The 25,733-nt window shown below is 63.9% G+C and carries 22 protein-coding genes and 1 pseudogene; 9 read left to right on the top strand and 14 right to left on the bottom strand.

The window, feature by feature from the left end; translation table 11 throughout:
- Together G5A46_RS18265 and G5A46_RS18260 are read right to left on the bottom strand one after the other, a co-directional pair.
- Positions 1–993: tripartite tricarboxylate transporter permease (locus G5A46_RS18265; protein WP_163851937.1), on the bottom strand; the 993-nt coding region annotated here is incomplete at its 3' end.
- A 7-nt stretch (positions 994–1,000) separates the two neighbouring features.
- Positions 1,001–1,444: a tripartite tricarboxylate transporter TctB family protein gene (locus G5A46_RS18260; RefSeq protein ID WP_163851935.1), complete on the bottom strand. Its 444-nt coding sequence runs from the start codon at positions 1,442–1,444 to the stop codon at positions 1,001–1,003.
- Positions 1,445–1,602: 158 nt separating this feature from the next.
- On the opposite strand from G5A46_RS18260, the pseudogene G5A46_RS18255 reads away from it, so the two are divergent.
- Positions 1,603–2,463, top strand: a pseudogene (locus tag G5A46_RS18255) (LysR family transcriptional regulator); the annotation flags it as partial.
- Here the strand turns inward: G5A46_RS18255 and G5A46_RS19815 are convergent.
- The 3 genes from G5A46_RS19815 to repA all read right to left on the bottom strand — a co-directional run bounded on the left by G5A46_RS19815 (position 2,417) and on the right by repA (position 6,073).
- Positions 2,417–3,691, bottom strand: coding sequence for a helix-turn-helix domain-containing protein (locus G5A46_RS19815; protein ID WP_163851932.1), 1,275 nt, complete (start codon positions 3,689–3,691; stop codon positions 2,417–2,419). The pseudogene G5A46_RS18255 and the gene G5A46_RS19815 overlap by 47 nt on opposite strands.
- A gap of 233 nt (positions 3,692–3,924) precedes the next feature.
- Positions 3,925–4,881: a plasmid partitioning protein RepB gene (gene repB, locus G5A46_RS18245; RefSeq protein ID WP_163851930.1), complete on the bottom strand. Its 957-nt coding sequence runs from the start codon at positions 4,879–4,881 to the stop codon at positions 3,925–3,927.
- Complete coding sequence (gene repA / locus G5A46_RS18240) at positions 4,871–6,073, bottom strand: plasmid partitioning protein RepA (RefSeq protein WP_163851928.1); 1,203 nt, start codon at positions 6,071–6,073, stop codon at positions 4,871–4,873. Before repA ends, repB begins: the two co-directional genes overlap by 11 nt.
- Positions 6,074–6,672: 599 nt before the next feature.
- Here repA and G5A46_RS18235 point away from each other — a divergent pair.
- Positions 6,673–8,622: a TonB-dependent receptor plug domain-containing protein gene (locus tag G5A46_RS18235; RefSeq protein ID WP_163851926.1), complete on the top strand. Its 1,950-nt coding sequence runs from the start codon at positions 6,673–6,675 to the stop codon at positions 8,620–8,622.
- A gap of 142 nt (positions 8,623–8,764) precedes the next feature.
- Here the strand turns inward: G5A46_RS18235 and G5A46_RS18230 are convergent, their stop codons facing one another.
- Both G5A46_RS18230 and G5A46_RS18225 read right to left on the bottom strand, forming a co-directional pair.
- Positions 8,765–9,229 (bottom strand): MarR family winged helix-turn-helix transcriptional regulator, encoded by a 465-nt coding sequence (locus G5A46_RS18230; protein ID WP_239521083.1) that lies wholly within the window; start codon positions 9,227–9,229, stop codon positions 8,765–8,767.
- 101 nt (positions 9,230–9,330) lie between these two features.
- Positions 9,331–10,209 (bottom strand): LysR family transcriptional regulator, encoded by an 879-nt coding sequence (locus tag G5A46_RS18225; protein WP_163851925.1) that lies wholly within the window; start codon positions 10,207–10,209, stop codon positions 9,331–9,333.
- A 111-nt stretch (positions 10,210–10,320) separates the two neighbouring features.
- Here G5A46_RS18225 and cuyA point away from each other — a divergent pair, with 111 nt between their 5' ends.
- From cuyA to hisD, 3 genes are read left to right on the top strand one after another with little or no spacing between them, the layout of a single operon-like run.
- On the top strand, positions 10,321–11,343 hold the full coding sequence (gene cuyA / locus G5A46_RS18220) for a D-cysteate sulfo-lyase (protein ID WP_163851967.1): 1,023 nt from the start codon (positions 10,321–10,323) through the stop codon (positions 11,341–11,343).
- 28 nt (positions 11,344–11,371) lie between these two features.
- Entirely contained in the window at positions 11,372–12,094 is a 723-nt protein-coding gene (gene cuyB, locus G5A46_RS18215) for a cysteate racemase (RefSeq protein ID WP_163851923.1), read from the top strand.
- A 13-nt stretch (positions 12,095–12,107) separates the two neighbouring features.
- Positions 12,108–13,382 carry a histidinol dehydrogenase gene (gene hisD / locus G5A46_RS18210; RefSeq protein ID WP_163851922.1) on the top strand — a complete coding sequence of 425 codons (1,275 nt, stop codon included), beginning with the start codon at positions 12,108–12,110 and terminating at the stop codon, positions 13,380–13,382.
- 188 nt (positions 13,383–13,570) lie between these two features.
- Here the strand turns inward: hisD and G5A46_RS18205 are convergent, their stop codons facing one another.
- The 6 genes from G5A46_RS18205 to G5A46_RS18180 all read right to left on the bottom strand — a co-directional run bounded on the left by G5A46_RS18205 (position 13,571) and on the right by G5A46_RS18180 (position 20,623).
- A complete protein-coding gene (locus G5A46_RS18205; protein WP_163851920.1) occupies positions 13,571–14,554 on the bottom strand; it encodes an ABC transporter ATP-binding protein in 984 nt (327 codons plus the stop codon).
- Complete coding sequence (locus tag G5A46_RS18200) at positions 14,551–15,543, bottom strand: ABC transporter ATP-binding protein (protein WP_163851918.1); 993 nt, start codon at positions 15,541–15,543, stop codon at positions 14,551–14,553. Before G5A46_RS18200 ends, G5A46_RS18205 begins: the two co-directional genes overlap by 4 nt.
- A 2-nt stretch (positions 15,544–15,545) precedes the next feature.
- Positions 15,546–16,463: an ABC transporter permease gene (locus G5A46_RS18195; RefSeq protein ID WP_204318805.1), complete on the bottom strand. Its 918-nt coding sequence runs from the start codon at positions 16,461–16,463 to the stop codon at positions 15,546–15,548.
- A complete protein-coding gene (locus tag G5A46_RS18190; RefSeq protein ID WP_163851917.1) occupies positions 16,460–17,401 on the bottom strand; it encodes an ABC transporter permease in 942 nt (313 codons plus the stop codon). The genes G5A46_RS18195 and G5A46_RS18190 overlap by 4 nt, the downstream gene beginning before the upstream one ends.
- Positions 17,402–17,479: 78 nt before the next feature.
- A complete protein-coding gene (locus G5A46_RS18185; RefSeq protein ID WP_204318804.1) occupies positions 17,480–19,057 on the bottom strand; it encodes an ABC transporter substrate-binding protein in 1,578 nt (525 codons plus the stop codon).
- A 45-nt stretch (positions 19,058–19,102) separates the two neighbouring features.
- Positions 19,103–20,623 (bottom strand): M81 family metallopeptidase, encoded by a 1,521-nt coding sequence (locus tag G5A46_RS18180; RefSeq protein ID WP_163851915.1) that lies wholly within the window; start codon positions 20,621–20,623, stop codon positions 19,103–19,105.
- Positions 20,624–21,075: 452 nt separating this feature from the next.
- Between G5A46_RS18180 and G5A46_RS18175 the strand changes: the two genes are divergently transcribed.
- Both G5A46_RS18175 and G5A46_RS18170 read left to right on the top strand, forming a co-directional pair.
- The gene (locus tag G5A46_RS18175) at positions 21,076–21,531 is read left to right on the top strand and encodes a type III secretion system chaperone (RefSeq protein WP_163851913.1); all 456 of its coding nucleotides are present in this window, start codon (positions 21,076–21,078) and stop codon (positions 21,529–21,531) included.
- 60 nt (positions 21,532–21,591) lie between these two features.
- A complete protein-coding gene (locus G5A46_RS18170) occupies positions 21,592–22,827 on the top strand; it encodes a hypothetical protein (RefSeq protein ID WP_204318803.1) in 1,236 nt (411 codons plus the stop codon).
- Between the two features lie 168 nt (positions 22,828–22,995).
- On the opposite strand, the gene G5A46_RS18165 is transcribed toward G5A46_RS18170, so the two are convergent.
- The gene (locus G5A46_RS18165) at positions 22,996–23,916 is read right to left on the bottom strand and encodes a LysR substrate-binding domain-containing protein (RefSeq protein WP_163851911.1); all 921 of its coding nucleotides are present in this window, start codon (positions 23,914–23,916) and stop codon (positions 22,996–22,998) included.
- A gap of 315 nt (positions 23,917–24,231) precedes the next feature.
- On the opposite strand from G5A46_RS18165, the gene G5A46_RS18160 reads away from it, so the two are divergent.
- Together G5A46_RS18160 and G5A46_RS18155 are read left to right on the top strand one after the other, a co-directional pair.
- Complete coding sequence (locus G5A46_RS18160; protein WP_163851910.1) at positions 24,232–25,188, top strand: Bug family tripartite tricarboxylate transporter substrate binding protein; 957 nt, start codon at positions 24,232–24,234, stop codon at positions 25,186–25,188.
- Positions 25,189–25,285: 97 nt separating this feature from the next.
- Positions 25,286–25,729, top strand: a complete 444-nt coding sequence (locus G5A46_RS18155) for a tripartite tricarboxylate transporter TctB family protein (protein ID WP_163851909.1) — start codon at positions 25,286–25,288, stop codon at positions 25,727–25,729.
- Positions 25,730–25,733 lie beyond the last annotated feature (4 nt).

The following is a 25,733-nucleotide window of genomic DNA, read 5'->3' as shown; positions in this document are numbered from 1 at the left end:
GATGACACTTCCCGGAATGCCAAGCGCAAACAGAGGCACAAGGCTGGACGGCACCACCGCGTTATCCGCGCTTTCGGCGGCGGCGATCCCCTCGATCCGGCCGGTGCCGAAACTCTCGGGGTCGTCGGACATGCGCTGCGTGACGCCGTAGGACAGGAAGGACGCGACGCTGGCTCCCAGCCCCGGCAACAGCCCGACGGTCGAGCCGATCAGCGTCCCCCGCCCGATTACCGGCAGGCAGCGCCGCCATTCCGCCCAGGTCACGATCCGATCCGCGCGGTTCGGGCTTTCGGTCATGGTCGCGGTTTCGGCATCCAGGCGCCGCATGTTCCCGGCCTGGATCATCATTTCGCCCACGGCCAACATCCCGATGGCCATCGGGACCAGGGATATCCCCTCGTCCAGCTCCAGCAGACCGAGGGTCATGCGCGGGATGAAGGTCTCGGCCTCCAGCCCGATCGTCGCGAAAAAGATGCCGAAGGCGGCAGCAATCAATCCCTTGATCAGGGATTTGCCCGACAACCCGCCGATGAAGGTCAGGGAAAACAGCAATATGGCGCAAAGCTCCACCGGGCCGATCAGCAGCGCATAGGCGGCAAGGGGCGCGGCCAGCGCGATCAGCACCAGCGTGGACAGGAAATCCCCGATGACCGAGGCGAACAACCCCATCTTGAGCGCCTTCTGCGCCTTGCCCTGCCGCGCCATCGGATAACCGTCCAGCGCGGTGGGCGCCGATGACGGCTCTCCCGGCGTGTTGAGGAGGATCGCGGAGACCGCGCTGCCTGCGGTGGAGCCTTTGGCGATACCGATCAGCATGGCTATGGCGGCGATCGGTTCCAGATAGAAGGTCAGCGGGATCGAGACCGCGACCCCCGTCGCCTTGCCCAGACCGGGCATGGCGCCCAGAACGTAGCCCAGGGTCACGCCCACGGCGATCCAGAACATCGTGCCGAAATTGAGGATATCGGCGAAACCGGCAATCAGATCCTGCATGACACCCTCAGACGATCGCGGTGCCAAGCACCTTGTAGAACAGGAGCCAGGTACCAAGAAGGATAAGCGCGGGCATTCCGATCAGGACTAGAGGCCGCCGTTCGCCAAGGGCCAGCAGCATCCCCCCGATCAGCGCGACCCCGGCCAACAAGGGCGAGCCCAGGAGGAACAACGTTACCGCGATGGCAAAGACCGCTGCGTGCTTGGCCAGTGACACCAGTTCCGCATGGGAAATCGGCGATCTGTGTTCCGCCTGTGCCAATCCGCGCAAGTTTGTCAGCACAAGCGCGATGGACAAAAGCGTGATCGCCCCCATCATCATCTGTGGCACCAGTCTGGGCGACATCATGCCCTCTGGTCCCTCTTCGATCTGTGCGGGTATGAACCACATCATCATGGCGATCCCGAAGATCGTCAGGACCGCGCCCGAGATCACGTTGGTCTGCTGCATGTACCCTCCCTTGGACGTGCGGCGCAGGGCCCTGCCCGTCCGGTTCGCTGGGCCTGCACTCTCCCGGTGCGGGCCGTGAACTCCCTGAAGATCAGTCATAGCGCCGCGATCGGCGATAAGAATAGACGAAAGTTCTTCTCGCGTGATAAGCCAAGCTTATGACTGATCGCGACATATTCCTGGACCGGCTGCGGTTGCGTCACCTGCGCCTGCTGGTTCTGATCGACCAGCACAAATCCCTGCGTTCCATCGCTGAGGGTCTGAACCTCAGCCAGCCGGCGCTGTCGCAGATGGTCAAGGATCTGGAACATGCCTTTGGCACCGCGCTGGTCCGGCGTTCAGCCCGTGGGGTAAGCCTGACCCCGGCAGGCCGGTTGGCCATGGACCGGGCGCGTACCGGGTTGGCGACGTTTGATCATCTGGCTCGGGAATTGCAGCGGGACGAAACGCCGATCCTGCGTATCGGCACCAATCCTGCAATGCTTCTGCATGTCATTCCGCGCGCCTTGCGGATCATGAACACCGGCACGGCCCCCTTGCGGTTTCACATTCGTGCCGACATGGAAAGCGTCATGACCCGCGCTTTGCAGGAAGGACAGATTGATTGCTACCTCGGTGTCGTGGATTGGCACGATGACCAGGCCTTGCATTCCGATGTCCTGCGGCATGAGCCGATGGTGCGCACCTCCGAACTTACCCTTGTCTGTTCCGCCGGGCATCCCCTCGCCGGGCGCAACGTCACGGCGGAGGAGCTGTTGAATTGGCCCTGGGCTTTGCAGCAGGTGGGATCCAACAACCGGCTGCGCGTCGAGATGGCCTTTCGTCGCCTCGGGCTCGCGCCACCTGTGGAGACGGTGATGATGCAGGCGGATCCCAATGCCTTCATGCAATTGATCACCCAGGTCGATCTGATCGCTCCTGTGCCCGCGATGGCCATCGGTCCGTATCTGCGCAACGAAGCGGTGGTGCCCGTTACCCCGCCCGAGCTGAGTTTTGCGCCGCAATCCCTGGATTTCGTGACCTTGGCCCAGAACAGCGATACGGAACCGGTGCGAATTTTTCGCCAAACTCTGCGGCAGTGTTTCGACAGCGACGGACCGGGTTGGACGGGTTGACCTGTTGGCCATGGCCAACATTCAAATCGTTGTTTTGCAGAACTCGGCGTAGATACCCTTCGGGATTGTCGATCTCTTCCAGTCGTTGCGCAATCCGCTCTTGTAATTTCAAGGTATGTACGGCGCCAATCCGGGCGACACATTGACCAAGAAGCGTTGCCCCAATTCTGAGCATCTGACCAAAGTCGTGGATCACCCGGTGCAGGTCATGCAAATCCTTCGGAACCTCGGGAAAGAAGCTTCGCAGAATGGGAAGCGTGTCCCACAGGAAAGCAGGGCTGACTGGTTGGTCATTGCGATAAAGTTTTTTTGTATCAGGTTTTTCAGGTTCTTTGTGCCGGACGTTTTGTCCGTCTGTGGCGGTCATCTGTCCGGTTTGATTGGGAAGTTCCGGCGTATCTTTGGCCGCGGTCTCGGGGCTTTGCGGCGCGCTGTACAGGATTTCCCTGAGGCGGTTCAGGATCGCGCGGGCCTGGGGCAGGGTGGTCGTTGCGCGGCGCATGATGTTGCGGGTGTCCTCGACGAACTGGTTGACCTCTGATCCGAGGGTCAGAGCCAGACATTGTGCCCGCAGTTTCAGGATACAGGCCCGTAACCCGCGCAGTTCGTCCGCTTGGGCGCGGCGCTGAACTGCGAGAGCTTTCAACTCCTGCGCGCGGAGCAGCAAGGGCGTCAAGTCGATCCCGAAGGCGCCGACGACCTTTCCTCCACGGTACAGCGGGAAGCGTTTGCCATTCGCACTGTCGCGGCGTCGGATCAGCCCGGCGTCCTCCAACCGTTCCAGATGGCGGCGCAATTGCCGATCAGTGATGCCCTTGGCGCGGAAACACAGGGTGTCATTCGCGGCAAAGACAGTCAGCAACACCTGGGGCGTGATAGGGGCGTCACCGGAGCCGCGCGGATCCTTGCAGGGCAGGCAGCTGAGCAGCGCGTCGACCACCACGACAGAGGCCGGACGCAAACCCAGGTCGCGCGCGACTATATTGACCGCGGCCATCAGATCGCGGCGCGTGATCGGCTGGAACCACGGCTGTTGGTCAAGCGATCCCATTCCCGGAAAGCTGACGCTCGCCGAAGTCGCGCAGCTATCCTGCGCATCGGCCACAGCGGCCGTTACGTTTTCGTGTTTCATCCAATTTCAGACGGCAAAAAGGAACCGTTCACCGAAATGGTGTTGCAGGAGTTTCTCTTTGGGGGTACCAATGAAGTGCTAGTAAATCGGGACCCTCTGGAGTGCTTCACCGCCTTCGGGGGGTTTCTTTTTGTCCTGGTGTCTGCCTCCTGCTGCTCGTTTCGCCAACATGCAGGGTTGGCCATGGCCAACCCCGACATTCCGTATCTCTGCCTCTGGCCCCTGATCGCTGCTCAGGAACCTTGTTTTTTCCAATCGTGATAAAGGGTTTCCAACTTCTCGGAGATAAAACCGATGAACCCTTCCTCGTCCTTGTCCGCCACCTCGATCGTCAATCGTTTGCCACGGGCGCGAAAGATGACGGGCCGGTCGGGCGCCGGCGCCTCCACGACAGGGGAGGGCGGACCATTCCCTTGGCGCGATTCGAATTGCTGCAATGCGGCAAGGAGCGCGGCCAATTTCTCCGCCGGGTTGCCGCTCTCGGGGATCAAGGCGATCAATTCGGTTTCCGGCGGCGCGGTTTCGGCGTTGATCAGGCGTCGCAGTTCCAGCCAGGGCCGGCGACCGGCGTCATGGGCGGCGCCGATGGCGTAGATCACCGGGTCCGGAACGTCGCGGGCGACGTTGATCAGCTTGCTGAGCGTACCCTTGTCCACGGCCAGGACATCGCCGATTTCGGCCCGGGTAAAGCCCTGTTCCTCAAGCTTCACGGCGAAAATCGCCTGTTCGATGAAACTGCGTTCCAGCCGGGCGGAGTTTTCAAGCGCTTGAGAGACCAGGGCCTCCCGCTGGTCCATCTCCTTGATATAGGCGCGGACCTTGATGCCCAGGATCCGACAGGCGGCAATGCGGCGGCGGCCATAGACGACCTCGTACCGCGGTCCCGCGCCGCGCCGGTAGCGCAGCAGGGCGGGCAATTGCTGGCCCGAGCTGCGGATCGATTCCACCAGGTCATCCAGACCGACGGCCACGTCGAACCTGTCCGCGATCTCGGATTCGGCGATCTCGCTGACGTCGATCTCCTGCGCCGATTGGGCCGAGACCTGGGACAGCACGTCCGACATGCTCTTGAGAGAGCGCGGCCGGCTGTCGTCGGACGCCGGTGCCGGGGCAGGGGGCTGATCGGGCGGTGTGTCGGCCGGGCGGGATCCCATCTGCGCCAGGCTCTTGGCCAGAAGGTCACGTTTCATCATCGCCTCCCCTGTTCCACGCGGTCTGAATCATCTTCTCGATATCATTGGAAAATCCGATGACGGATTCCAGTGCCCGGTCATAGGTCTTGCGGTTTTTCGTGCTCGCCAGGTCGACTTCGAAAATGGTTTTCTGCGACAGCCCCGCCTCGCTCACCGCCGAGGATTTCACGAAGGGAGAGGGGACAACCGAATCGCCCAGCAGCTGCCTGATCCATTCCGCCAGGTCCTGCTGGGTGCTGATCGCGGTGTCGAACCGGGTCAGCAAATAGGCGAAATTGTCATAGGCGCCGATCCCGCCATTGGCGTGCAGCACCTCCAGGATGCCCGACGCCATGGTCAGGAACTGACTGGCAGAGGCCAGGTCCACCCGCTCGGGAATGATCGTCATCAGCAAGGAGGTCGAGGCACAGACCGCCGACATGGTCAAATAGCCCAGCTGTGGCGGGCAATCGACCAGGACGATGTCATAATCATCCTCGACCTGGCGCAGCGGTTCGCGGATCCGATTGAAGAACACCGGTTGCTCGCCACGGCTGAGCGCGGTCGGCGTTTCCGTCTCGAACTCCGACAGCATGATGCCACCGGGCACCAGGTCAAGGTTGGGGAAATAGGTCTTGCGCAACACATCGGTGATGGGCACGCGGGTGCTGTCGCCGTCGTTGTAGCGGATCGCATCGTAGAGCGTCCCACCCTGGCGGAAATCGATCTCGGGTTGATAGCCGAAGAACGTGGTGAGGGAGGCCTGTGGATCCGCGTCGATCAGCAGCACGCGATAGCCGCGCAGCGCCAGGCGCATCCCCAGTGTGACCGTCGTGGTCGTCTTGCTGGACCCGCCCTTGAAATTCACCGTGGACCAGATCTGCAACTTGTCCCCCGCCCGGCGGCCGGGCAGGAACTGGTAGGGATCCTTGGCGTTCTGGGCCAGAATCCGACGGACCTCCAGGATGTTTTCCCCGGTATAGAGACGCTTGTTTCCCGGCCCCTGCTCGACCTCGGGCAGACGGCCGTCGAAATGCGCCTTGCGCAGGTAGCCGTCGCTGACGCGCAGCAGTTCCGCGACCTCGGCGGTACTGAAACTGCGCAGCGATTTCTGCTCCTTGGGGGCAAGGAACAGCTTGGACATATGCTCCAACGCTTCGGAAAGCCGATCGGCATCTGCCTTGAGCTTGTCATGCAACACGGGATGCATCTGGGTCCGCCTGTGTTTGTCCGCCAGTCTCAACCGTTCCGTTCCGCGTTACCGGGGTGGCCGTGTCTGCTCTTTGCCCTCAGAAACGCGCGGTCAGGATTTATCATTGTTTTCGCGTTACAGATATGACGCCGAAATCTTTGGATCTCAAGAAAAAATGTACGCCGGCGGCTTGTATCGCGAAACGTTCGACCCACCAGATCAGGGACCAACCCCTGCAAGTAGTGTCTATGCCCAAAGGTAACGCCCTGAAATAGAGACTGAAAACAGGCTCTGAACCGGGCAGGGCGGGGGTGAGGCCCAAAATCGCCTGTACGCCCCTCTCAGTAACGCGGCGCCCCGGCGCGGTGCGGGATTTCATCCTGATAGACGGGGCGGGTGATTCTGGAAACCTGTGCGCCGTGCGGACGTCACACCGGCGCCCCGCCGCGATTTGGCGTTACCGATGCGGCAGCCCCCGGGCCTGGCTCCGGGTCGGTTCGCCCCCTGACACCGCATTCATGCACTTGCATATCAGCGACCGATACCCTACCCACTTGCGCGATAGCCAGGCCACCTGTCGCCAAGCCGAGACCATTGTCATTCACTTGGGGACAGTCATGACCACGCATCGCGGCGCCGCGCGCCATCTCCTTTCCTGCACCGCAATCGGTCTCGTATTCGGGACCGCCCCTGTGTCCGCGCAAGAGGGCGGACCCGTCTACAGCCTGGACCCGATCGAGGTGGAGCAGCGCGACATTTTCTTTGGCGCCGCCGACCGGGCGACCACCATGTATGTCGCCGATTACGAGCTGGAGCGCGCCCGCACCGGTGACATGAAGGATGTTTTCGCGGGGATCTCCTCGGTCTCCGTGGGCGGTGCGCTGCCGTTGACGCAGAAGATCTTTCTGAATGGCGTGGACATGCTGAACCTTGGCGTGACGATCGACGAGGCGCCGCAGAACAACCGGGCGTTTCACCACGTCACCGCCAATGCCATCGATCCCGGCCTGCTGAAACAGGTTCGCGCCGATGCGACCGTGGCGCCCGCCGATGCCGGGCCCTATGCGCTGGCCGGTTCAGTCGTGTTCGAAACGGTGGATGCCGAGGATATCCTGCTGGGCCGCGACTTCGGCGGTAACGTCCGGCTGAGCTACAGCGACAACGGAAGCACCGGCCAGGCGGCGGTCACGCTGGCCGGGCGCCAGGGCGATTTCACCTGGCTGGGCTATGGCAAGGTCGCGCAGGGCGACGATTACGAGAACGGCGCCGGCGCCGTGATGCCCGGCACCTCGGCCAATTTGGAAAGCTACCTGGGGAAACTGGCCTACGAGAACGCCGACGGGCACCGGATCGAGCTTTCGGCGCTGCGCCTGCGGGATGACGAATTGCGCCAGTTCCGGGCCAATTTCGGCGGGCTGGGCGGCGTGAACACCAACCTGCGCGTCTATGACACCACCCGCCAAAGCTATTCGTTGAGCTACGAGAACACGCAGGCGCAGGGCCTGTGGGATCCCAAGATCAGCCTGGGCTATTCCGAAAGCGAAGTGATCGTCCCCGACCCCTATGACAGCAACGGCCGCTCTGGCACGACGTCTTTGACGCTGGAGAACCGGTTTCACCTGAACGGCAGCGACACGGTCACCGCCGGTCTGGATCTGCAAGAGCGGTTCGGCGAATATCTCAGCCCGCTTTACGGGACGGACATGCGCGAATCCTCGGATAATATCGGCCTGTTCGCGCAGGCACGGATGACGCCGGCTGACCGCTGGCGCCTGTCCTTCGGGGCGCGCTACGATCACCAGGTGTTCACCGGAACAGACGGGACGGAGCTGACGAATTCCGGCTTCTCCGGCAATGCCTCCGCCATCTATGACGTGACCGACAGTTTTGCCCTGCGCGGCGGCGTGTCATCGGTCTTTGGCGGGATCGATATCGAGGACAATTACACCTACGAGGCGCGCGTGCCCTGGGTCTACGGCGGTTTGCAGGCCTCGCGGGCACAGAATGCCACCCTGGGCTTTGACTGGACGATGGGCGCGCTGACCCTGGGCGGCGAAGTCTTCGTCACCCGGATCGACGATGCCCGCAGCGCCGATGCCAATTTCGATTTCGAAAGCCGGGGCTACAATCTGGGCGCGACCTATGATTGGGCCAGCGGGTTCGCGCGGTTTACTCTGTCGCACAGTGACGTGACGGTGAACGGTTCAGATGCCGCCGGTTACGAGGCGCTCGACTTCGGCGCGCCGCTGGGCACCGTCATGGCACTGGAGATCGAGCAGGAGACCGGTGTGCGCGGCCTGACCGTCGGCGGCGGGTTGGACGTGGCGCTGGATTACGACATGCCGGCCAGCGCCGGAGCGACGGACCTGGACGGCTACGAGGTGGTGAACCTTTTCGTGGAATACGTGCCGCCCTCGATGCAGAACCTGACCCTGCGCGCCGAGGTAGGCAACCTGTTCGACCGCAACTATGCCGACCGCGCGACCTACGGTGGCGAATACAGCAGCGTCGACACGTTGAACGAGCCGGGGCGCACCATCACCCTGGTTGCCGTCTCCCGGTTCTGACGGGCGGCCCCTGCATCCCACCCTCCTGCACCCCCTCGGGGGCGGAAGGGGGTGGGCGCCAAGGCGCGGAGGGGGGGGCCTGTTTCGATGCCAGCCGTCAACCGCCGGCGTGGGGCCTGGCAGGGCCGCGCCGGCGGTCGGTTCACGGGTATAGGCGGATCAGGTAGCCGGCCAGCGCATAGGCTTCTTCAACGGACAGGCGGGGGCCGATTTCGGCCTGGATAGCCGCCTGGTAGATCGGCCAGATCCGGGCGTGAATCCCTTCGCCATCCGGGGTCAGCGCGAGCCTCTTGCCACGTCCCGGGCCGGGCAGGGGGGTGCTGGTGATCCAGCCGCGCCCCTCCAGCCGGGCAGCATGGCGCGACAGGGCGTATTGGGGGGTGAACAGGCGGTGCTCCAGTTCGGCCATGGGCAGGCCATGGGGCCCGGCGCGTTCCAGTTCCAACATGATTTCATACCAGATCGGGTCGCCGATATCGTGCTGACGTAGCGCGCGGGCGATACGGGGGCCCATGCTGCGGTGCAGGCGCAGCAGGTTGAACCAGACCCGGTTGGCGCCCATCGTCGGATCATCATCGCCCTGGAAGGGAGGCGGGGGTGTCTGCATCTGGTCCGCCATCCTGGCCTGCCTCGCGCTGCGTTGTTCCGCTTTACCGCGCTGGACCGACAGGCGCCAGCGCGGCAGGGGAGGGGTGCGCGAAACTTCTCCTAGCCGCCGGAGAGCAACGCCCAGATCCGAGTCTCCGCCTCTGATTTGCGGCCGATCAGCCGGGTGGCGGTGGTGGCGACCCGTGGCGTCGGCAGGATATCGGAGAAGACCGTCAGGGGCGCGCGCGCGGGCAGGGTATGCAGCACGGAGGCGGGAATCCACGCGATCCCCACCCCGGTCGTCGCGATCTGCATGGCGGCAACGGTCAGGGCTGTCTCTACCTTGATGTCGATGTCGAACCGGTCGTGGATCTCGGGCATCACCTCCGTTTCCAGCAACCGGCCCAGAAAGACATCGGTGGGATAGCCGATCAGCGGCAATTTCCCCGCTGCCAGTTGGTCCCGCAGCCCGGCGGCCCCGACAGGCACCAGGTCTTCGCGCGACATCACCAGCTCCTCCGCGTATTCCTCTGCCGGACGAGAGAGTTCGGCGAGGGATTTGTAGGTCACCACCACGTCCGCCTCCTTGGTGATCAGCATCCCCCAGCATTCCGACCGGTTGGCCGAGCGCAGGCGGATCTTGTAGCCCAGCTGCGCCAGCCGTTCGGAAATCAGCTGGGGCATTACCGCCGTGGTGATCGCGTGCTGACTGGCAATGACGATACGGCTGCTGACCTGGCGTTCCGCCTTGCGCAGATCGACGACCAGCCCCTTCAGATCGGCGGACAGGGCGCGCAGGCGGTCTTCCTGTTCGATCAGGGTTTCTGTGGGGCGGGCGGGTTTGCGGCTGCGGTCCATGAGCTCGACGCCCAGGTATTCCTCGATGCTGCGCACCCGCCGGGAAAAGGCGGGCTGTGTCAGATAGCGCCGCGCCGCGGCCTCGTTCAGAGATTCGCTTTCGAAGATCGCGACGATATCCTCCAACCATTCCAGCTTCATCCGGCCCGCTCCTATTATGCAACTCTCGCATGATAGGTCCGAAACTTGGCATTTGAGAACAGGAAATCCTTCATGCAATCTGCCATCAAACGCGACGTCGGAGGATCTACTATGCATTTCGCGCGATTTGACCGCATTCGTCTGGCCCACCTGCCAACGCCCCTGGAACCGATGGATCGCCTGTCCGAAGTCCTGGGCGGTCCGCGCCTGTGGATCAAGCGCGACGATTGCACCGGCATGTCCTCGGGCGGGAACAAGACGCGGAAGCTGGAATTCCTGATGGGCGAGGCGCTGGCGCAGAATGCCGATGTGATCATCACGCAGGGCGCCACGCAATCCAACCATGTCCGCCAGACCGCCGCATTCTGCGCCCGACTGGGGTTGGAGTGTCACGCCATCCTGGAAGACCGCACCGGCTCCAACGATCCCGACTACCGGTTGAACGGCAATGTCCTGCTGGATGCGCTTCATGGCACCACGCTGGAGCATGTTGCCGCCAATACCGACATGGTGGCCGCCTGCGAGGCCGCCGCGGACGCCCTGCGCGCCAAGGGCAAGCAGCCCTACATCATCCCCGGTGGCGGATCGAACGCGGTCGGCGCGCTCGGCTATGCCAATTGTGCGCTGGAACTGCTGGGCCAGGCCAATGACATGGGGCTGAAGATCGACCGGTTGGTCACAGCGACCGGATCGGCAGGCACACAGGCCGGGCTGATCACCGGTCTGCGGGCGTTGAACGCGGGTATTCCGCTGCTGGGCATCGGCGTGCGCGCCCCCAGGGAAAAGCAGGAGGCCAACGTTTTTGCCCTGGCGCAGGCAACGGCCGAGAAATTGGGCTGCTCCGGTGTGGTTGCGCGGGAGGATGTCGTTGCCAATACCGACTACGTGGGCGAGGGTTACGGCATCCCCAACGCGGGCACGATCGAGGCGATCGAGATGTTTGCCCGCACCGAAGGGCTGCTTCTGGATCCGGTCTATTCCGGCAAGGGCGCGGCCGGTCTGATCGATCTGGTGCGGAAAAACGCCTTCGACGGGGCAGAGAACATCGTGTTCCTTCATACCGGCGGCTCTGCGGGGCTGTTCGGCTACCGAAGCACATTCGAGGAACCGCAGCTGGAAACGCTGACGGCCTGAAACGCGACCCACAGGGGAGAGACGGCAGATGCCCGGCGTGATCGGAATTATCGGTGGCATGGGACCGGAGGCGACGATCCTGATGATGTCGCGCCTGTTGGCGGGCACACCGGCGCGGGACGATGCCGATCACATCCCCGTTCTGGTGGACAGCAACACCCGGGTGCCGTCGCGCATCGCCCATCTGATCGAGGGGACCGGCGCGGATCCGACGCCGGTTCTGGTCTCGATGGCGCAGGGGTTGGAGGCCGGGGGCGCGTCTTTCCTGGCCATGCCCTGCAACACCGCCCATAGCTATTTCGCCGCGATCGCCGGGGCCGTTGCGGTGCCGGTTCTGAACATGGTGGAGCTGACGGCCGCGGCTGTGGTGGATCTCCATCCCACTGGTCCGGTGGGGATTTTGGCCTCCCCCGCGGTGGAGCGGACGGGGATTTTTGCCACCGCCTTCGCCGCCCATGGGCGGGAGGTGATCTACCCCGCCGACCGCGACGCCATTCTGACGGCCATCCGCGCGGTCAAGGCCGGGCGCGCGGCAGAGGCCATGCCCCGTCTGACACAGGCCGCCGCAGAGCTGGCCCGGCAGGGCGCGTCCGTCGCGGTGATCGGCTGTTCGGAATTTTCCATCGTGGCGCCGCAACTCACCACTCCGCCACTTGCGCTGATCGACAGCCTGGACGTGTTGGTCGGTGCCTGCATCGCCCGCGCGACCACAGCCCCGCATCCCGCCAGTCAACAGGACCTCAACCGTTAGGCAACGTTCGCAGATGACCATTCAATATCTCAAATCCTCGGTCCCTCATGCGCCGGAACAGAAGATCGAGCTGCGCGATCGCGTGACGGAGATCCTGCTGGCCATCGAAAAGGGCGGAGAGCCCGCCGCCCTGAAGTTCGCCCGCGAGTTCGATCGTTGGGACGGCGATGTCGTGGTGACGCCGCAAGAGATCGCGGACGCAACCGCACGGCTGGAACCCTCGGTGCGGGCCGATATCGACTTTGCCCACGAGAATATCCGCCGCTTTGCCGATGCGCAGCGTGCGACCCTGACGGATATGGAGGTGGAGATGGCGCCGGGCTTCTTCGCCGGGCAGAAATCCATCCCTGTGCTGGGTGCGGGATGCTACGCGCCGGGCGGACGGTTCAGCCACGTGGCTTCGGCGCTGATGACGATCACCACCGCCAAGGCGGCCGGTGTGGATTTCGTCGCCGCCAGCTCTCCGCCGCGTGGAGAGACCGGGATTTCGGACGAGATGGCCTATGCCATGAACCTGGCCGGGGCGGACAGCATCCTGCGGATGGGCGGGGTGCAGGCGGTGGCCTCCATGGCCTTCGGCTATTTCGGCATGCCGCGCGTGGACGTTCTGGCCGGCCCCGGTAATGCCTGGGTGGCGGAGGCCAAGCGGCAGCTGTTCGGGCGTGTCGGCATCGACATGGTGGCCGGCCCGACCGACAGTCTGATCATCGCCGACGGCACCGCCAGTGCCGAGGTCGTCGCCTGGGACATGGTCGGCCAGATGGAACATGGCGCCGACAGCCCCGTCTGGCTGGTCACCGATGACAAGACCCTGGCCCAAGGCGTGCTGTCCATCGTCCCCGACCTGATCGCCACCCTGCCGGAGGCCAACGCCGGATCCGCCCGTGCCGCGTGGGACAACCTGTCGGAGATCATCCTGTGCACCACGCGTGAGGAGATGGCCGCCACCGCCGATCAATACGCGCCCGAACATCTGCATGTGCAGGCCGCCGATCTGGATTGGTGGCTGGCGCGGCTCAAGGCCTACGGGTCATTGTTTCTGGGGGCAGAGACGACGGTGGCCTTCGGGGACAAGGCATCGGGGCCGAACCATGTGCTGCCGACCTCTGGCGCGGCGCGCTATACCGGCGGGCTGTCGGTGCACAAGTTCCTGAAGACGGTGACCTGGCAACGCTCCACTGCCGAGGCCGCGCGCCGGGTGGCCGAAGTCACCGCCCGGATTTCCCGGCTGGAGGGGATGGAAGCCCATGCCCGCACCGCCGATATCCGCCTGTCCCCCCGGGACTGATCCGCAGGAACCGGCACCGCCGTCCGTTCCGCCTGGGCGCCCGCCTCCGGTCTCCGGTCTCCGGTGTTCGGGCGCCGCGATCCGCCCCCCGTGGGCCGTACCATCCCGCCCCGCGACGAAAAAACCGCAGGTGCCGATGCCCGGCGCCTGCGGTTTTCCGTGCCGCCCCCGCTGCGGGGGAGGGGGTGTCAGACCTGCTCCGCGAAATGGCAGGCGCTGAGGTGACCGGGTGCCATTTCTCGCAGGGCAGGCGTTTCGGCAGCGCAGCGATCCGTTGCCATGGGACAGCGGGTGCGGAAATAACAGCCACTGGGCGGATCTATCGGGCTGGGAACGTCGCCGGTCAACACGACGCGGTCGCGCTCGGCTTCCGGGTCGGGCAGGGGGACGGCGGACAAGAGGGCGCGGGTGTAGGGATGGCGGGGATGCGTGAACATCGCCTCCCGATCCGCGATTTCCATGATGCGGCCCAGATACATGACGGCGATGCGATCGCTCATGTGTTCCACAACCGCCAGGTCATGGGAAATGAACAGCAGCGACAGGCCCAGGTCTTTCTGAAGGTCCATCAGCAGGTTGATGATTTGTGCCTGCACAGACACGTCCAATGCCGATACCGCCTCGTCGCAGATGATGATGTCCGGCTCCGAGGCCAGGGCGCGGGCGATACAGATCCGTTGTCGCTGCCCGCCGGAAAACTGATGCGGCATCCGGGCCATCGACTCGCGCGGCAGGCCGACCTTCTCCAGCAGATCGCCGACACGCTGGCGGCGGTCTTCCCGGCTGCGGGCCATGTCATGGCTGCGCAAGGGTTCGGCGATCAGCTCTTCCACGCTCATACGGGGATTGAGACTGGAAAACGGATCCTGAAAGACGACATTCATCCGCTTGCGCACCGGTTTCAGCTGGGCGCGGCTCAGCCCGTCGATGCGCGTGCCTTCCAGCGTGATTTCGCCCTCCGTCAGGGGGATCAACTGGGCGAGACATTTGCCGACTGTGGATTTGCCGCACCCGGATTCCCCCACCAGCGACAGGGTTTCCCCCTTGGAGATGTGAAAGCTGATGTCGCTGACCGCGTGCACGGCCTTGGACGACCGGAAGAACAGGCCGCCATCGATGGGAAAGCGCTTTACCAGATTGCGGACTTCGATCAGATGCGGGGCGTCGGTCATGCGGCTGTGGCCTCTCTTGGGGCGAAATGGCAGGCGGCCAGATGGCCCGGCGCCTTGGCTTCCAATGCCGGATCGATCCGGCGGCAGACGTCCTGCGCCAGGGGGCAGCGGTCGGCAAAGGCACAGCCTTGCAGCGCCTTCGACAGATCGGGCACACGGCCGGGGATCTCTGCCAGACGGGTCGCCCCGCCGACGGCCAGCGATGATCCCAGCTTGGGCACTGCGTTCAGCAGGCCCTGCGTATAGGGATGGCGCGGATTGCGGAACAGATCACCGACGCGGGCCTCTTCGACCTTGCGACCGGCGTACATCACCAGAACGCGTTCGGCGAATTCGGCCACCACGCCCAGATCATGGGTGATCAGCATCACGGCCGATCCGACCTTTTCGCGAAGATTCTGCATCAGATCCAGGATCTGCGCCTGGATCGTCACGTCCAGCGCGGTGGTCGGTTCATCCGCGACCAGCAGCGCGGGGTTGCAGGCCAGGGCGATGGCGATCATCGCGCGCTGGCGCATGCCGCCGGACAATTGGTGCGGATATTCGTCCACCCGCCGTTCGGGCGAGGGGATGCCCACCAGGCGCAGCATCTCGATCGCGCGGTCGCGCGCCTCGGCCCGGCTGGCCCGTTCATGCAGGCGGACGGATTCGCCGATCTGCTGGCCGATGGTGAACACCGGGTTGAGCGAGGTCATCGGCTCCTGGAAGATCATCCCGATCTCGGACCCGCGCAGACGGCGCATCTGGCGTTCCGAGGTCTTCAGAAGATCCTTGCCGCGAAAGTTGATCTCCCCCGCGATCTTGCCCGGAGGGGTGGGCAACAGGCCCAGGATGGACATCGAGGTGACGGATTTCCCGCAGCCGGATTCCCCGACCACGGCCAGCGCCTCGCCGGCATTGATGTCAAAGGACAGGCCGTCCACGGCGCGGTTGACGCCGGTCGCGGTGCGGAAATGGATCTGAAGATCCTTCACGTTCAGCAGGGTCATGATTACACCTGTTTCGCCAGCCGGGGATCGACCGCGTCGCGCAGCCCGTCGCCCAGCAGATTGACGGCCAGCACCGTGACCGACAGGAAGATCGCCGGGAAGAACACGATGGAGGGTTTGACCTGCCACAGGGCGCGCCCCTCGGCCATGATGTTGCCCCAGGACGGGATGGAGGAGGGCATCCCCGCCCCGATGAAACTCAGGATCGCCTCGGTGATCATGGCGGAGGCGCAGATATAGGTGGCCTGCACTGTCAGCGGCGCCAGCGTGTTGGGCATGATATGCTTGCGGATGATCCCGAAGGTGGAGGTGCCGCAGGCGGTGCCGGCCTCCACGTAGGGCTGTTCGCGGGCCGACAGCACGACCGACCGGGTCAGCCGGGCGACGCGCGGGATCTCGGCGATGGTGATGGCCACGATGACGTTGAACACCGATCCGCCGCGCATCAGCGTCATCAGGGCGATGGCCAGCAGGATCGCGGGGATCGACATCAAGCCGTCCATCACCCGCATCACGATGTTGTCGGCCCACCGCAGGAAGCCCGACAGCAGCCCGATCGCCAGTCCCACCGCCGAAGCGCAGAGCGCCACGCCGACGCCCACGATCAGGGACACCCGTGCCCCGTAGACAGTGCGGGAGAAGATGTCGCGGCCCAGCATGTCGGTGCCGAACCAGGCCTCGGCCGAGGGCGGGCGCACCCGCATCGCGGGGTTCAGCGCGGCTGGATCGCTGGTGGCGATCAGCGGGGCGAACAATGCCATCAGGGCGACCAGCGCCAGCAGGATCAGCCCGATCCACAGGGTCGGATGTTCCATCAGCAGCGCCATCCGACGGCTGCGTTGCGGCGGCGGCGTCAGGATTTGCGGCCGCAGGGGGGCGGCGGCGAAATCCGCGTCGGTCTGGGGGGCAGGAGAGGTCAATAGCGGATCCTCGGGTCAATCAGGGTGTAGCTGAGGTCGATCAGCAGGTTGATGATCACGTAGACGAAGCTGAAGATCAGGATGATCGCCTGGATGACCGGGTAGTCGCGGCGCAGAATGGAATCGACGGTCAATCGGCCCAGACCGGGCAGGGCAAAGACCGTCTCGATCACCACGGCGCCCGAAATCATCAGCGCGATCCCCAGCCCCACGACGGTGACGATGGGCACCAGCGCGTTGCGCAGGGCGTGGATGAACAGGACCGTATGGCCCGCCGCGCCCTTGGCACGGGCGGTGCGGATGTAATCCTGTTGCAGGATTTCCAGCATCGTCGCCCGCGTGATCCGCGCAATCAGCGCGACATAGACGCCGGACAGCGTGGCGGCGGGAAGGATCAGCCCGCGCAGCCAGGGCCAGAGGCCCTCGGCGATGGGCGTATAGCCCTGTACCGGCAGCCAGCCCAGTTGCAGCGCCAGCACCCAGGCCAGCACGTAGCCGACAACGAAGACCGGTACGGAAAATCCCAGAACCGCGAACAGCATGATCGCCCGGTCCAGCAGCGACCCGCGTTTCCACGCCGCCAGAACGCCCATGGGGATGGCGATGATCAGCGCCATGGTCAGTGTCACCACCATCAGTGACACTGTCGGTTCGACGCGGTGGAGGATCATCTTGGTCACCGGTTCACGGGTGAAGATGGAGGTCCCGAAATCGCCCTGGAAGATCCCGCCCGCCCATTCGACGAAGCGGACGGGAAAGCTGCGGTCGAGGCCCAGCTGGCTGCGGATGTTCTCGATATCCTCCTGGGTGGCCTGATCTCCGGCCAGGATCGCGGCGGGATCGCCGGGGGCCAGGTAGAGCAGGCTGAAAACGAAGATCATGACGAACAGCACGACCGGTACGGTCGAGAGGATGCGTCGCAGGATATAGGCGCTCATGCGGTGGGGGTTCCCGAACGGTGGTGGTGGGCGCCCCGACGTCGGGGGCGCCCCTGGTCACGTATCAGCAGCCGGCGGTCACGCGCGGTCGACGTTCCAGAACAGGCTGACGGAAGCCTGAAGCAGACCCTTGAGGTTGGTGCGCACGGCGCCGTCCTGGAAGGTCTGGCCCAGCGGCACGGTGGGCACCTGGTCCAGGGCGCGGGCGTGGGCCTTGTCGAACAGCTGCTGCGCCTCCTCATCGGACCCGGCCGACAGCCAGTCGGCGACTGTCTGCTCCATCTCGTCATCCTGGAACCAGCCCCACCAGCCCTTTTCGCCCAAACCACGGGTGGTGGCGTTGGTGGCCGGGTTGTCGATGGAGATGGCGGGCCAGTTGGTATGCGCGATGCTCCACCCGCCGTTGTCCACCGGTTCTTTCGAGACGCGGCGCTGCACCACGGTGCCCCAGTCGGTGTCCTGCAGATCGACGTTCATGCCGATCTTCTTCAGGATATCGGCGGTGATCAGCCCGTGCGGGTGGATCGAGGCAATATCGGTCGGGTTCAGGATCACCACCCGTTCGCCATTGTATCCCGCCGCTTTCAGCGCCTCTTTCGCGCCCTCCAGGTCGAGGGAGTTGATCAGCCCTTCGCCCAACTCGTTCACCCCCGGCAACCCGCAGGGGAAGGACGCCAGGCATTCGGAGCGGTTCGCCTCGGCCGCGGTGACCGCCTGCATGTAGGGGGTCTGGTCGATGGCCTTCATCACGGCGCGGCGCACCTCGACATTGTCGAACGGGGCTTGCAGGTGGTTGAAGCGCATCACGGAGACCAGGCCAAAGGGATCCTGCCGGAACAGGTCCACGTCCGGATGGGCCTCCATGATCGGCGCCAGGTCGGGCAGCACGCCCGCGACCCAATCCACTTCGCCCGCCTGGATCGCGGCGGCAGAGGTCGCGGGATCGGGGATCACCTGCCAGATCAGCCGGTCGAAATTCACGATCTTCCCGCCGGACGTCCATGCGGCGGCTTCGTCGCGCGGCACGTAACCCTCGAATTTCTCGTAGACCATTCGGTCGCCCGAGACATATTCATCCGCCACGAACCGGAACGGGCCCGAGCCGACCATCTCGGTCACCTGTTCGGAAATGTCGGTCTTGGCCAGCCGTTCGGGCATGATCATCGCGGGCGACGAATGCGGCTTGCCGATCGCGTGCAGCAGTCGGCCGAAGGGGCGCGTCAGCTTGATCACGATGGTCTTGTCATCCTTGGCGGAGAAACTTTCGGTCGCCGCGCCAAGTGCCTGGCCGAACCCGTCGCGCTTGGACCAGCGATCCAGACTTGCGGCGCAATCCTGCGCGCGCACCGGTTCGCCATCGTGGAACATCAGCCCGTCGCGCAGGGTGATTTCCCAGGTCAGCCCGTCGTCGGAAACGGTGTGCCCTGCGGCCATCTGGGGCACCGGCTGAAGGTTCGCATCCATCCCGTAGAGCGTATCAAACACGCAGTAGCCATGCGTGATGGACACGGCGGCGGGGGTGAAGATCGGGTCCAGAACCGTCAGGTTCGAGCTTGGAACGTAGCGCAGAACCTTGGTCTTGTTCTGCGCAAGAGAGGGCAGCGACAGCAGCGGAGAAGCCGCGGCGGCACCCAGAAGCGTACGTCTGGTAATCATGATAAAGTCCTTCCTGCTGGAACGTCGGGTTTTATGGTCTTGTTGTTATTGTTCAGGGTCGTCTTGGGTGCGTCCGGGCGCGGGGGCCGGGGCGGGTGGTTCCATGTCGTCGGCGGGCCAGTACGGGCGCTGGCGGTGCGCCCAATCCACGTCTTGCAGTCGCAGCGGCGCGCCGCCCGGCCCGTGCAGGGCGATGTGACGCACACCCGGTCCCAGCAGCTTGCGATAATTCATCAGGTTCTTGAAGGATGCGATCTTGCAGGTCGTGATGTCGATCCCGGCAGCGGCGTAATGTTCGTCCATATGTTCGTAGAATGGCAGGCTGCCGACCAGAATGCGAATCCCGCCATGGCGCAACACTGCCGTCGGTCCGGTAGAGGTCGTGGCCCCTGCCGCAGGCCCGCCGGAATAGGTGAAGGCCCCGTCGCACAGCCGCTCCACCGTGGCGCGCACGGCGCATGGGCTGAACCAGCGGTCATCTTCCTTGGCACCGATCCGGAAATCGGCCTCCGCGCCTTCGCCCAGCTCCGTTGCGCGGGCGACGGTCTCGGCATCCACGATGAAAAGTGCGGCCTCGGTTTCGGATGAAATGTCCAGCAATGCGGCCAGCAGCGCGGGGCTGTCACCCTGCGCGCCCGCGCCCATGGAATCGGGCGCGTCGATGATCAGGGTCCGGTCCGGACGTGCGATGGCCGCCCGAACCGCCTCCGCCGGGGTCACTGCGGGCAATTCGAAATCGCGGCGCCGGGTCCACATGGCGTCCAGGACCGTCTGTGCGGCGGCGCTGGCCGCTGGCGCGTCGCCATCGGTGATGGCCAGCCCGGTGATGCCGACATCGGCCATGTCCAGCCAGGGCTGCACCGGGAAATAGCTGACCGACAGGGCGCGGCCCTCCGCCTCGATCCCGCGGGCCACGGCGGCGACCTGCGCCATCGGCTCGTCTCCCAGCGTGGCGCCGCCCAGCACGGGGACGATGGCGTTGTACTTGGCGATACGGGTGACCGGCGCGATCTCGCCGCGCATGGCGCGCACCAGCAGCCCGGCGGCACAGGCCCCGGTGCGATAGGCATCGACATGCGGATAGGTTTCATAGCCGACGATGATCTGTGCCATGTCGGCCATGCGCTGCGTCACATGCGCGTGCAGGTCCAGGCTGACCGCAATGGGGATCGACGCATCGCCCAGCCGGTCGCGGACGGCGGCGATCACCCCGCCTTCGGGATCCTTTTCGGTGGCGCAGATCATCGCACCGTGCAGAGACAGGTAGACCCCGTCCAGCGGCAGGGCAGCCGTGATGCCGTCGGCGATGGTTTGCACGACTTCGTCGAAATAGGCATCATCGACATGCCCGCCCGAGACACAGCGCGACATGTAGATCGGTACGACCTCGGCGCCTGCCTCCGTCAGGGTGTCGATGCCGCCGGTGATGGCCAGCTGCTTGCCCCGCGCGACCTGCGGGATTTCCGCTCCTTGGAAAATGCCGAACCGGGCGAAATCCGTCTTCCGCGCCACGCGCAGGGACAGGCTGTTCCCCTCGAATTCAAAACTGGCGATCGCGACTTTCATGGAACTTCCCCTGCCTTGGCACCCGTGGCCCAAAGATTTCAACGTGTTCGCCATGCCATATGGCGCGAACACATGCCTTCTGCATCTTAGGTAAAATTCTTGCAGCAGGGGGCACTGATTTCAAATGCGAATTGGTGTCAGCAATATGCAGGATGAGCATATTCGGGGGCTATGCCCTAATTTTCTGCGTGGCAGACAACGCGTCATGCCGGGTGTGTCGCGGGCAGGTCCGTTGATTCATCAGGAGTCAGATCCATGAACCGGCAAAGCAAGTATCATTCGTCATAAAAAAATAGTGCTTTTGCATGTAAATACATGAATATGGATGGGTCGCTGGGGGCACGTCCGAGGCGCGGGGCCAGAGCCCAATGCGCAGGTAAGGGGGCTCCTGCGGGGCACGCAGGCGCAAGATCTCACATCACTTCAACGTTTATGTGTCGAAGGAAACTGAAATGGACTTCAACGACCTCATGATGGCGTTCGGGCAACAGATCGGAATTCTGGAACTGGGCCAGACCGACGACGGGATCACGCTGGAGATTGCCGACCGGACTGTCGTGCTACGCCACGAGCCGCCCGGCGGCCGCGTCACGATTATCGCCGATGTCGCGGCCTATCCCCGTGCGCATCAGGCGGCGCTGGCGCCTGCGCTGCTGGAACTGAACTTCGCCTCTGCGTTGGTGGGAGGGCATAGTCTGGCCGCCGACCCGTCGGAGGAACGGTGCTTTTGCGTGGTCAGCTTGCTTCTGGACGGGCTGAGTGTCGATACGCTCGATGCCGAAATTGCCCGTCTTGTGACCAAGGCCGGCATTGCCGCCGATCTGATCGAACGTCGCATCGCGATACTGAGCGAAGCCCCCGGCGACGTCGCGGCTGCGGGTCTCGGCGATTTTGCCGTGCGCGTCTGATCCATCGATCCCGGGAAAGGAATGACCATGCCAAGTAACGTGACATCAGGTATCCGCGCCATGGCGGATCTGACCCAATTGGACAAGGCGATGAACAAGGGCGATTCGTCCGATTTCGTCAAACTCAAGGGGCAGGGCGACGATCAGAAGTTCAAACTGGGCTTTTCCACGCTGACCGGTGCGATCAAGTATCGCAATCTCAGTGCTGACCAGAAGGCCGCGCAAAACGCCACTGTTCGCAATACCGTGGTCGACAAGATGACAGGCGGCGCGCGGGATCTGGTGCGCTTGTCCGTGCTCGCCGCGCGTCAGGATCTGCACAACACCTACAGGAGCGCTGGTGGCGACACGGCGCTTGACGCATTTCTGGGTGGTGTCGGCGGTGACGGCGCGCTTGGCGCGCTCGAAGACAAGGTCATGGCCAAGGTCGCGCGCTATCTGGATGGCAAAGGTGACTTCGAGGCGGGCAAGCGGATCACCGTGGGTGATATTGATGTCCGCCTGAACAAGGTCGAAGCTTATATCAACCGGTCCATTGCCAAGTTCGCCGGAAATGACATGAGGCCAGCCTTCGTGCGGGGGGCCGACGACAATTGCTTTGCCAAGTTTGGCCTCCGGTTTCCGGATCTCCGGGCGACCGCAAGCACCTTGCAGATTCTGGAACCCGTTCCCCGGCTCTTGGATCTTCTGGACAAAGCAGACGACACTCAGTTTCTGAGGCCCACAAAAAAGGGTCTGGATCCGATCAAGTTTCACACCGCAGAGACAGCGAAACAGATCGCAGGCGATGGTACAAACAAGGTTCGGGATAAACTGGGATCTCCCTTGTTTGAAGTGGTGGCCGTGCTGACGGGTGCGGCTGAAAAGTTGGTGAAGACGCCGGTTAACCAGATCGTCGCGGCGGCGCAGAACTGGGACGCGTACGAAGCTTCGGCATTCCGAGACACGTTTCCGGCGGGTGAAGATGTAACCAGGTTCGCGGATCTGGCGTCAGACAGGATGAAGGATCGGGTGGACGCCCGGTGCGTCGAACTCTTCGGTTCGGCAGTGCTTGAGGATTTCTACGAGTTGCCCGACGACGCATTCAATGCATTGTCCAGCAATTTCACAGTCGGAAATTTCAAGACGTTGCTCAGCGAGATCGAGGTGATGTCACAGGAGGTCATCCAGGAGATCTACGAAACGGAGATTGAACCGTTGCTGAGGGATGTCGCCACTCCGCCGATACCCCCGCAGGCCCCCATCGGCCAGAGTGCGGTCCAGCAATTGATCCAAATGTTCGAGGCTGCGACCTAGGGCCAGACCTGCCTGGCAACAATACGCCCCGGCGCGGATCGGGGCGTGTTGGTGCCGGCCAAGCGGGCAAGCATCGGCAGACACGCGCTCAGGGCCCCGCGCCCCTAGAACCTGCCCGTCCGGGCCATCCGGCGAGGGTCTGGAGCACTACTCCGGGGGCGGGGCACATCATGCGAAAAAGTGGTCGCGCTCGGCGAAAAAACCTTCGGCATGGGTTTGCAGGGCTTCGGCGAACTCCTCGGCCAGGCGCGAGGGCGGGCGGTGGATCGGCAGCACCATGCCGAAACTGTAGGGGATCACCGGGCGAAAGGGGCGGATCACGATGGCCGATTTCTCGAACCCGGCAGCGGTGAAGGGGTCGATCACCGAGGTGCCCAACCCGCGCGAGACCATCTGACAGATGGAAGCGGCGGATTGCGTTTCGATCACCATGCCGCGCCGTTCGATCCCCAGCGTGTCAAAGGCCTTGTCGACGCGGATGCGAAGAACGGTGTCGGGCACGATGGACAGGAAATCCTCGTGCTGGAGATCGCGCGCCTCGATCACTTTTCTGTCGGACAGGGCGTGGCCCACGGGCAGGATGCACACCCCCTGCGCGCGGGCCAGCATCCGTGACCGGGAGGCGGGATATTCCACCGGCAGGGTCAGCAACGCGATATCGAACAGCTGGCTTTCCAGCCATTTGGTCATCTCACGCTTGACCACGATCCGGACGGAGATGCGGACATCGGGGTGGCTCTGGCGAAAGGACTGGATGACCTCCGGCAGGAAACTCTGCCCCATGGGCATGGAGGTCACGATCCGCAGGTGCCCGCCCCCGACCAGCCGCACATTGCGCAGCACGTTGGCCATGTGGTCGACGCCGTTATAGAATTCCTTGACCTCGTGGTAGAGATCCTCGGCCTCGGCAGTGGCGTAAAGACGCCCGTTCTCGCGGATGAACAGCAGGAAGTCGATCTGTTCCTCCAGGTTCTTGATCGACCTGCTGACCGCCGGTTGCGAGATGTTCAGGACCGACGCCGCCTCGTTGGTGGAGCCGGTCTGCATCACGGCGCGAAAGGCATCGAGCTGCTTCAGATTGATCTGCATGGTCGGTCCTCCTGACGCTCCTCCTGACGGCCCCCATGGCGGAGTCCGGGGCGGGGAGCCTATAACAGGGGCGCATTTGATGATGACATAATTGTATTTGATCGTATAGGTGGGGCGTTCCAGTATCATTGCGTGTCCCGGCGTCAGGGAGGAGGCGGGGCACGATGACAGGACCGCCATGGCGGGCCGATAGCCTTACTCCCTCCCGAACAAATGCAGCACCGGGCCATGGCGTCCGGGCGCGGCGAAGTCGGCCATGGCGGCTGCGGGATCAACCTGCATCGCCCGATTTCGCGGATCCAAGTGGAGGTTCCAATGAAACGTACTTTTCTGGCGCTGGCCGGCACGGCCCTGCTGGGCCTGTCTGCCGCAAACGTGGCCCTGGCCGCGGATTACCCGTCCCGGACGATCGAGATGATCGTGCCCTTCGGCCCAGGCGGCAGCACCGATACCTCGGCCCGGCTGTTTGCCTCGGTCCTTGGGAACTACCTGCCCAATTCGCCCGACGTGGTGGTGGTGAACAAGCCCGGCGGCGCGACGACCATCGGTATGTCGGCGGTCCAGAACGCGGACCCGGACGGATATACCATCGGCCTGACATCGAACAGCCCGGTGACCATCCAGCCGCATTTTCCCACGGCCGATTACAGCTACGACAGCTTCGAGCCGGTGATCAAGCTGGTGAACATTCCCCAAGTCCTGCTGGTGCGCAAGGATGCGCAATGGGAGGATTTCGACCAATGGCTGGCCTGGGTGAAGGACAATCCGAACGAATTCGTCTATTCCACGCCGGGCAATGGCTCCATCTCCGATCTGTCGATGGCGGTGCTGAACGAAAGCGCCGGTGTCCAGACCCGTGCCATTCCGTATGAAAGCGGCGGCAAGGCGATGGCGGCGATGCTGGGTGGCAACGTCAACGCCGTGGCGACGTTTCAGGGCAACGCGGACGAAAGCCAGACCAAGGTTCTGGTGAATTTCTCCAGCGAACGCAGCCAGAAACATCCCGACGTGCCGACCCTGCGCGACGCCGGTGTCGATGCCCACAAGAACGCCTATATCGGCATCGTCGCCCCCAAGGGCACGGATGCGGCCATCGTGCAGACGCTGCATGACGCGTTCCGGAAGGCCCTTGAAGATCCCAAGGTGGTGGAAGCCCTGGGCAAGCAGGCATTCGACATTTCCTACGGAAGTAGCGAAGATTACGCCCGGACGATCAAGGACGATTTCGACCAGAACGGCGAGTTGCTGCGCCGCGCCGGCCTGATCGAGTGATCTGAAACCGCGCGTCCGGGGCAGGGAGGCCCCGCGGCGCGCGGTTTTCCCGGAGGCCTGCGGGCACTCCGGCTGCGAGAGGAGGCGCAGGACCAAGATGAGCTACAGGACGTCAACCTATGTCACCCTGGCCCTGCTGCTGATACTGGCCGTGGCCTATGGCTGGCAGGCCCTGTCCTTCCAGGACATGCGCAACCGCAACGCCGTCGGGCCGGGCTATTTCCCGATCATCCTGTCCGTCGCCTTGGCCGTTCTGTGCGTGATCGCCGCCGTTCAGGCCCGTGCCCGCGCCGACAGGCGGATCGACATTCCCAATCGCGGGCTGATCCTGGCCACGCTGGGGGCCTCCGGGGCCTTTCTGCTGGCCTGGGCGAAACTGGGCGGGTTCTATGCCGCCACCTTCGTTTTCGCGCTGGCGCTTTTTGGGCTGTACACGCCGGATCGCAGGGCGCGCACGCTGCTGTCGCGGGTTGCGCTGGCAGGGGTGGTGACGCTGTTCGTCTATCTGCTGTTCGGGCTGCTTATTCAGGTCCGGTTCTAGGAAA

Source organism: Pseudooceanicola aestuarii (assembly GCF_010614805.1).
Taxonomy (GTDB): Bacteria; Pseudomonadota; Alphaproteobacteria; order Rhodobacterales; family Rhodobacteraceae; genus Pseudooceanicola; species Pseudooceanicola aestuarii.
Note: the sequence above shows the minus strand (reverse complement) of the source record. Positions and strands in the feature narration are given on the sequence as shown.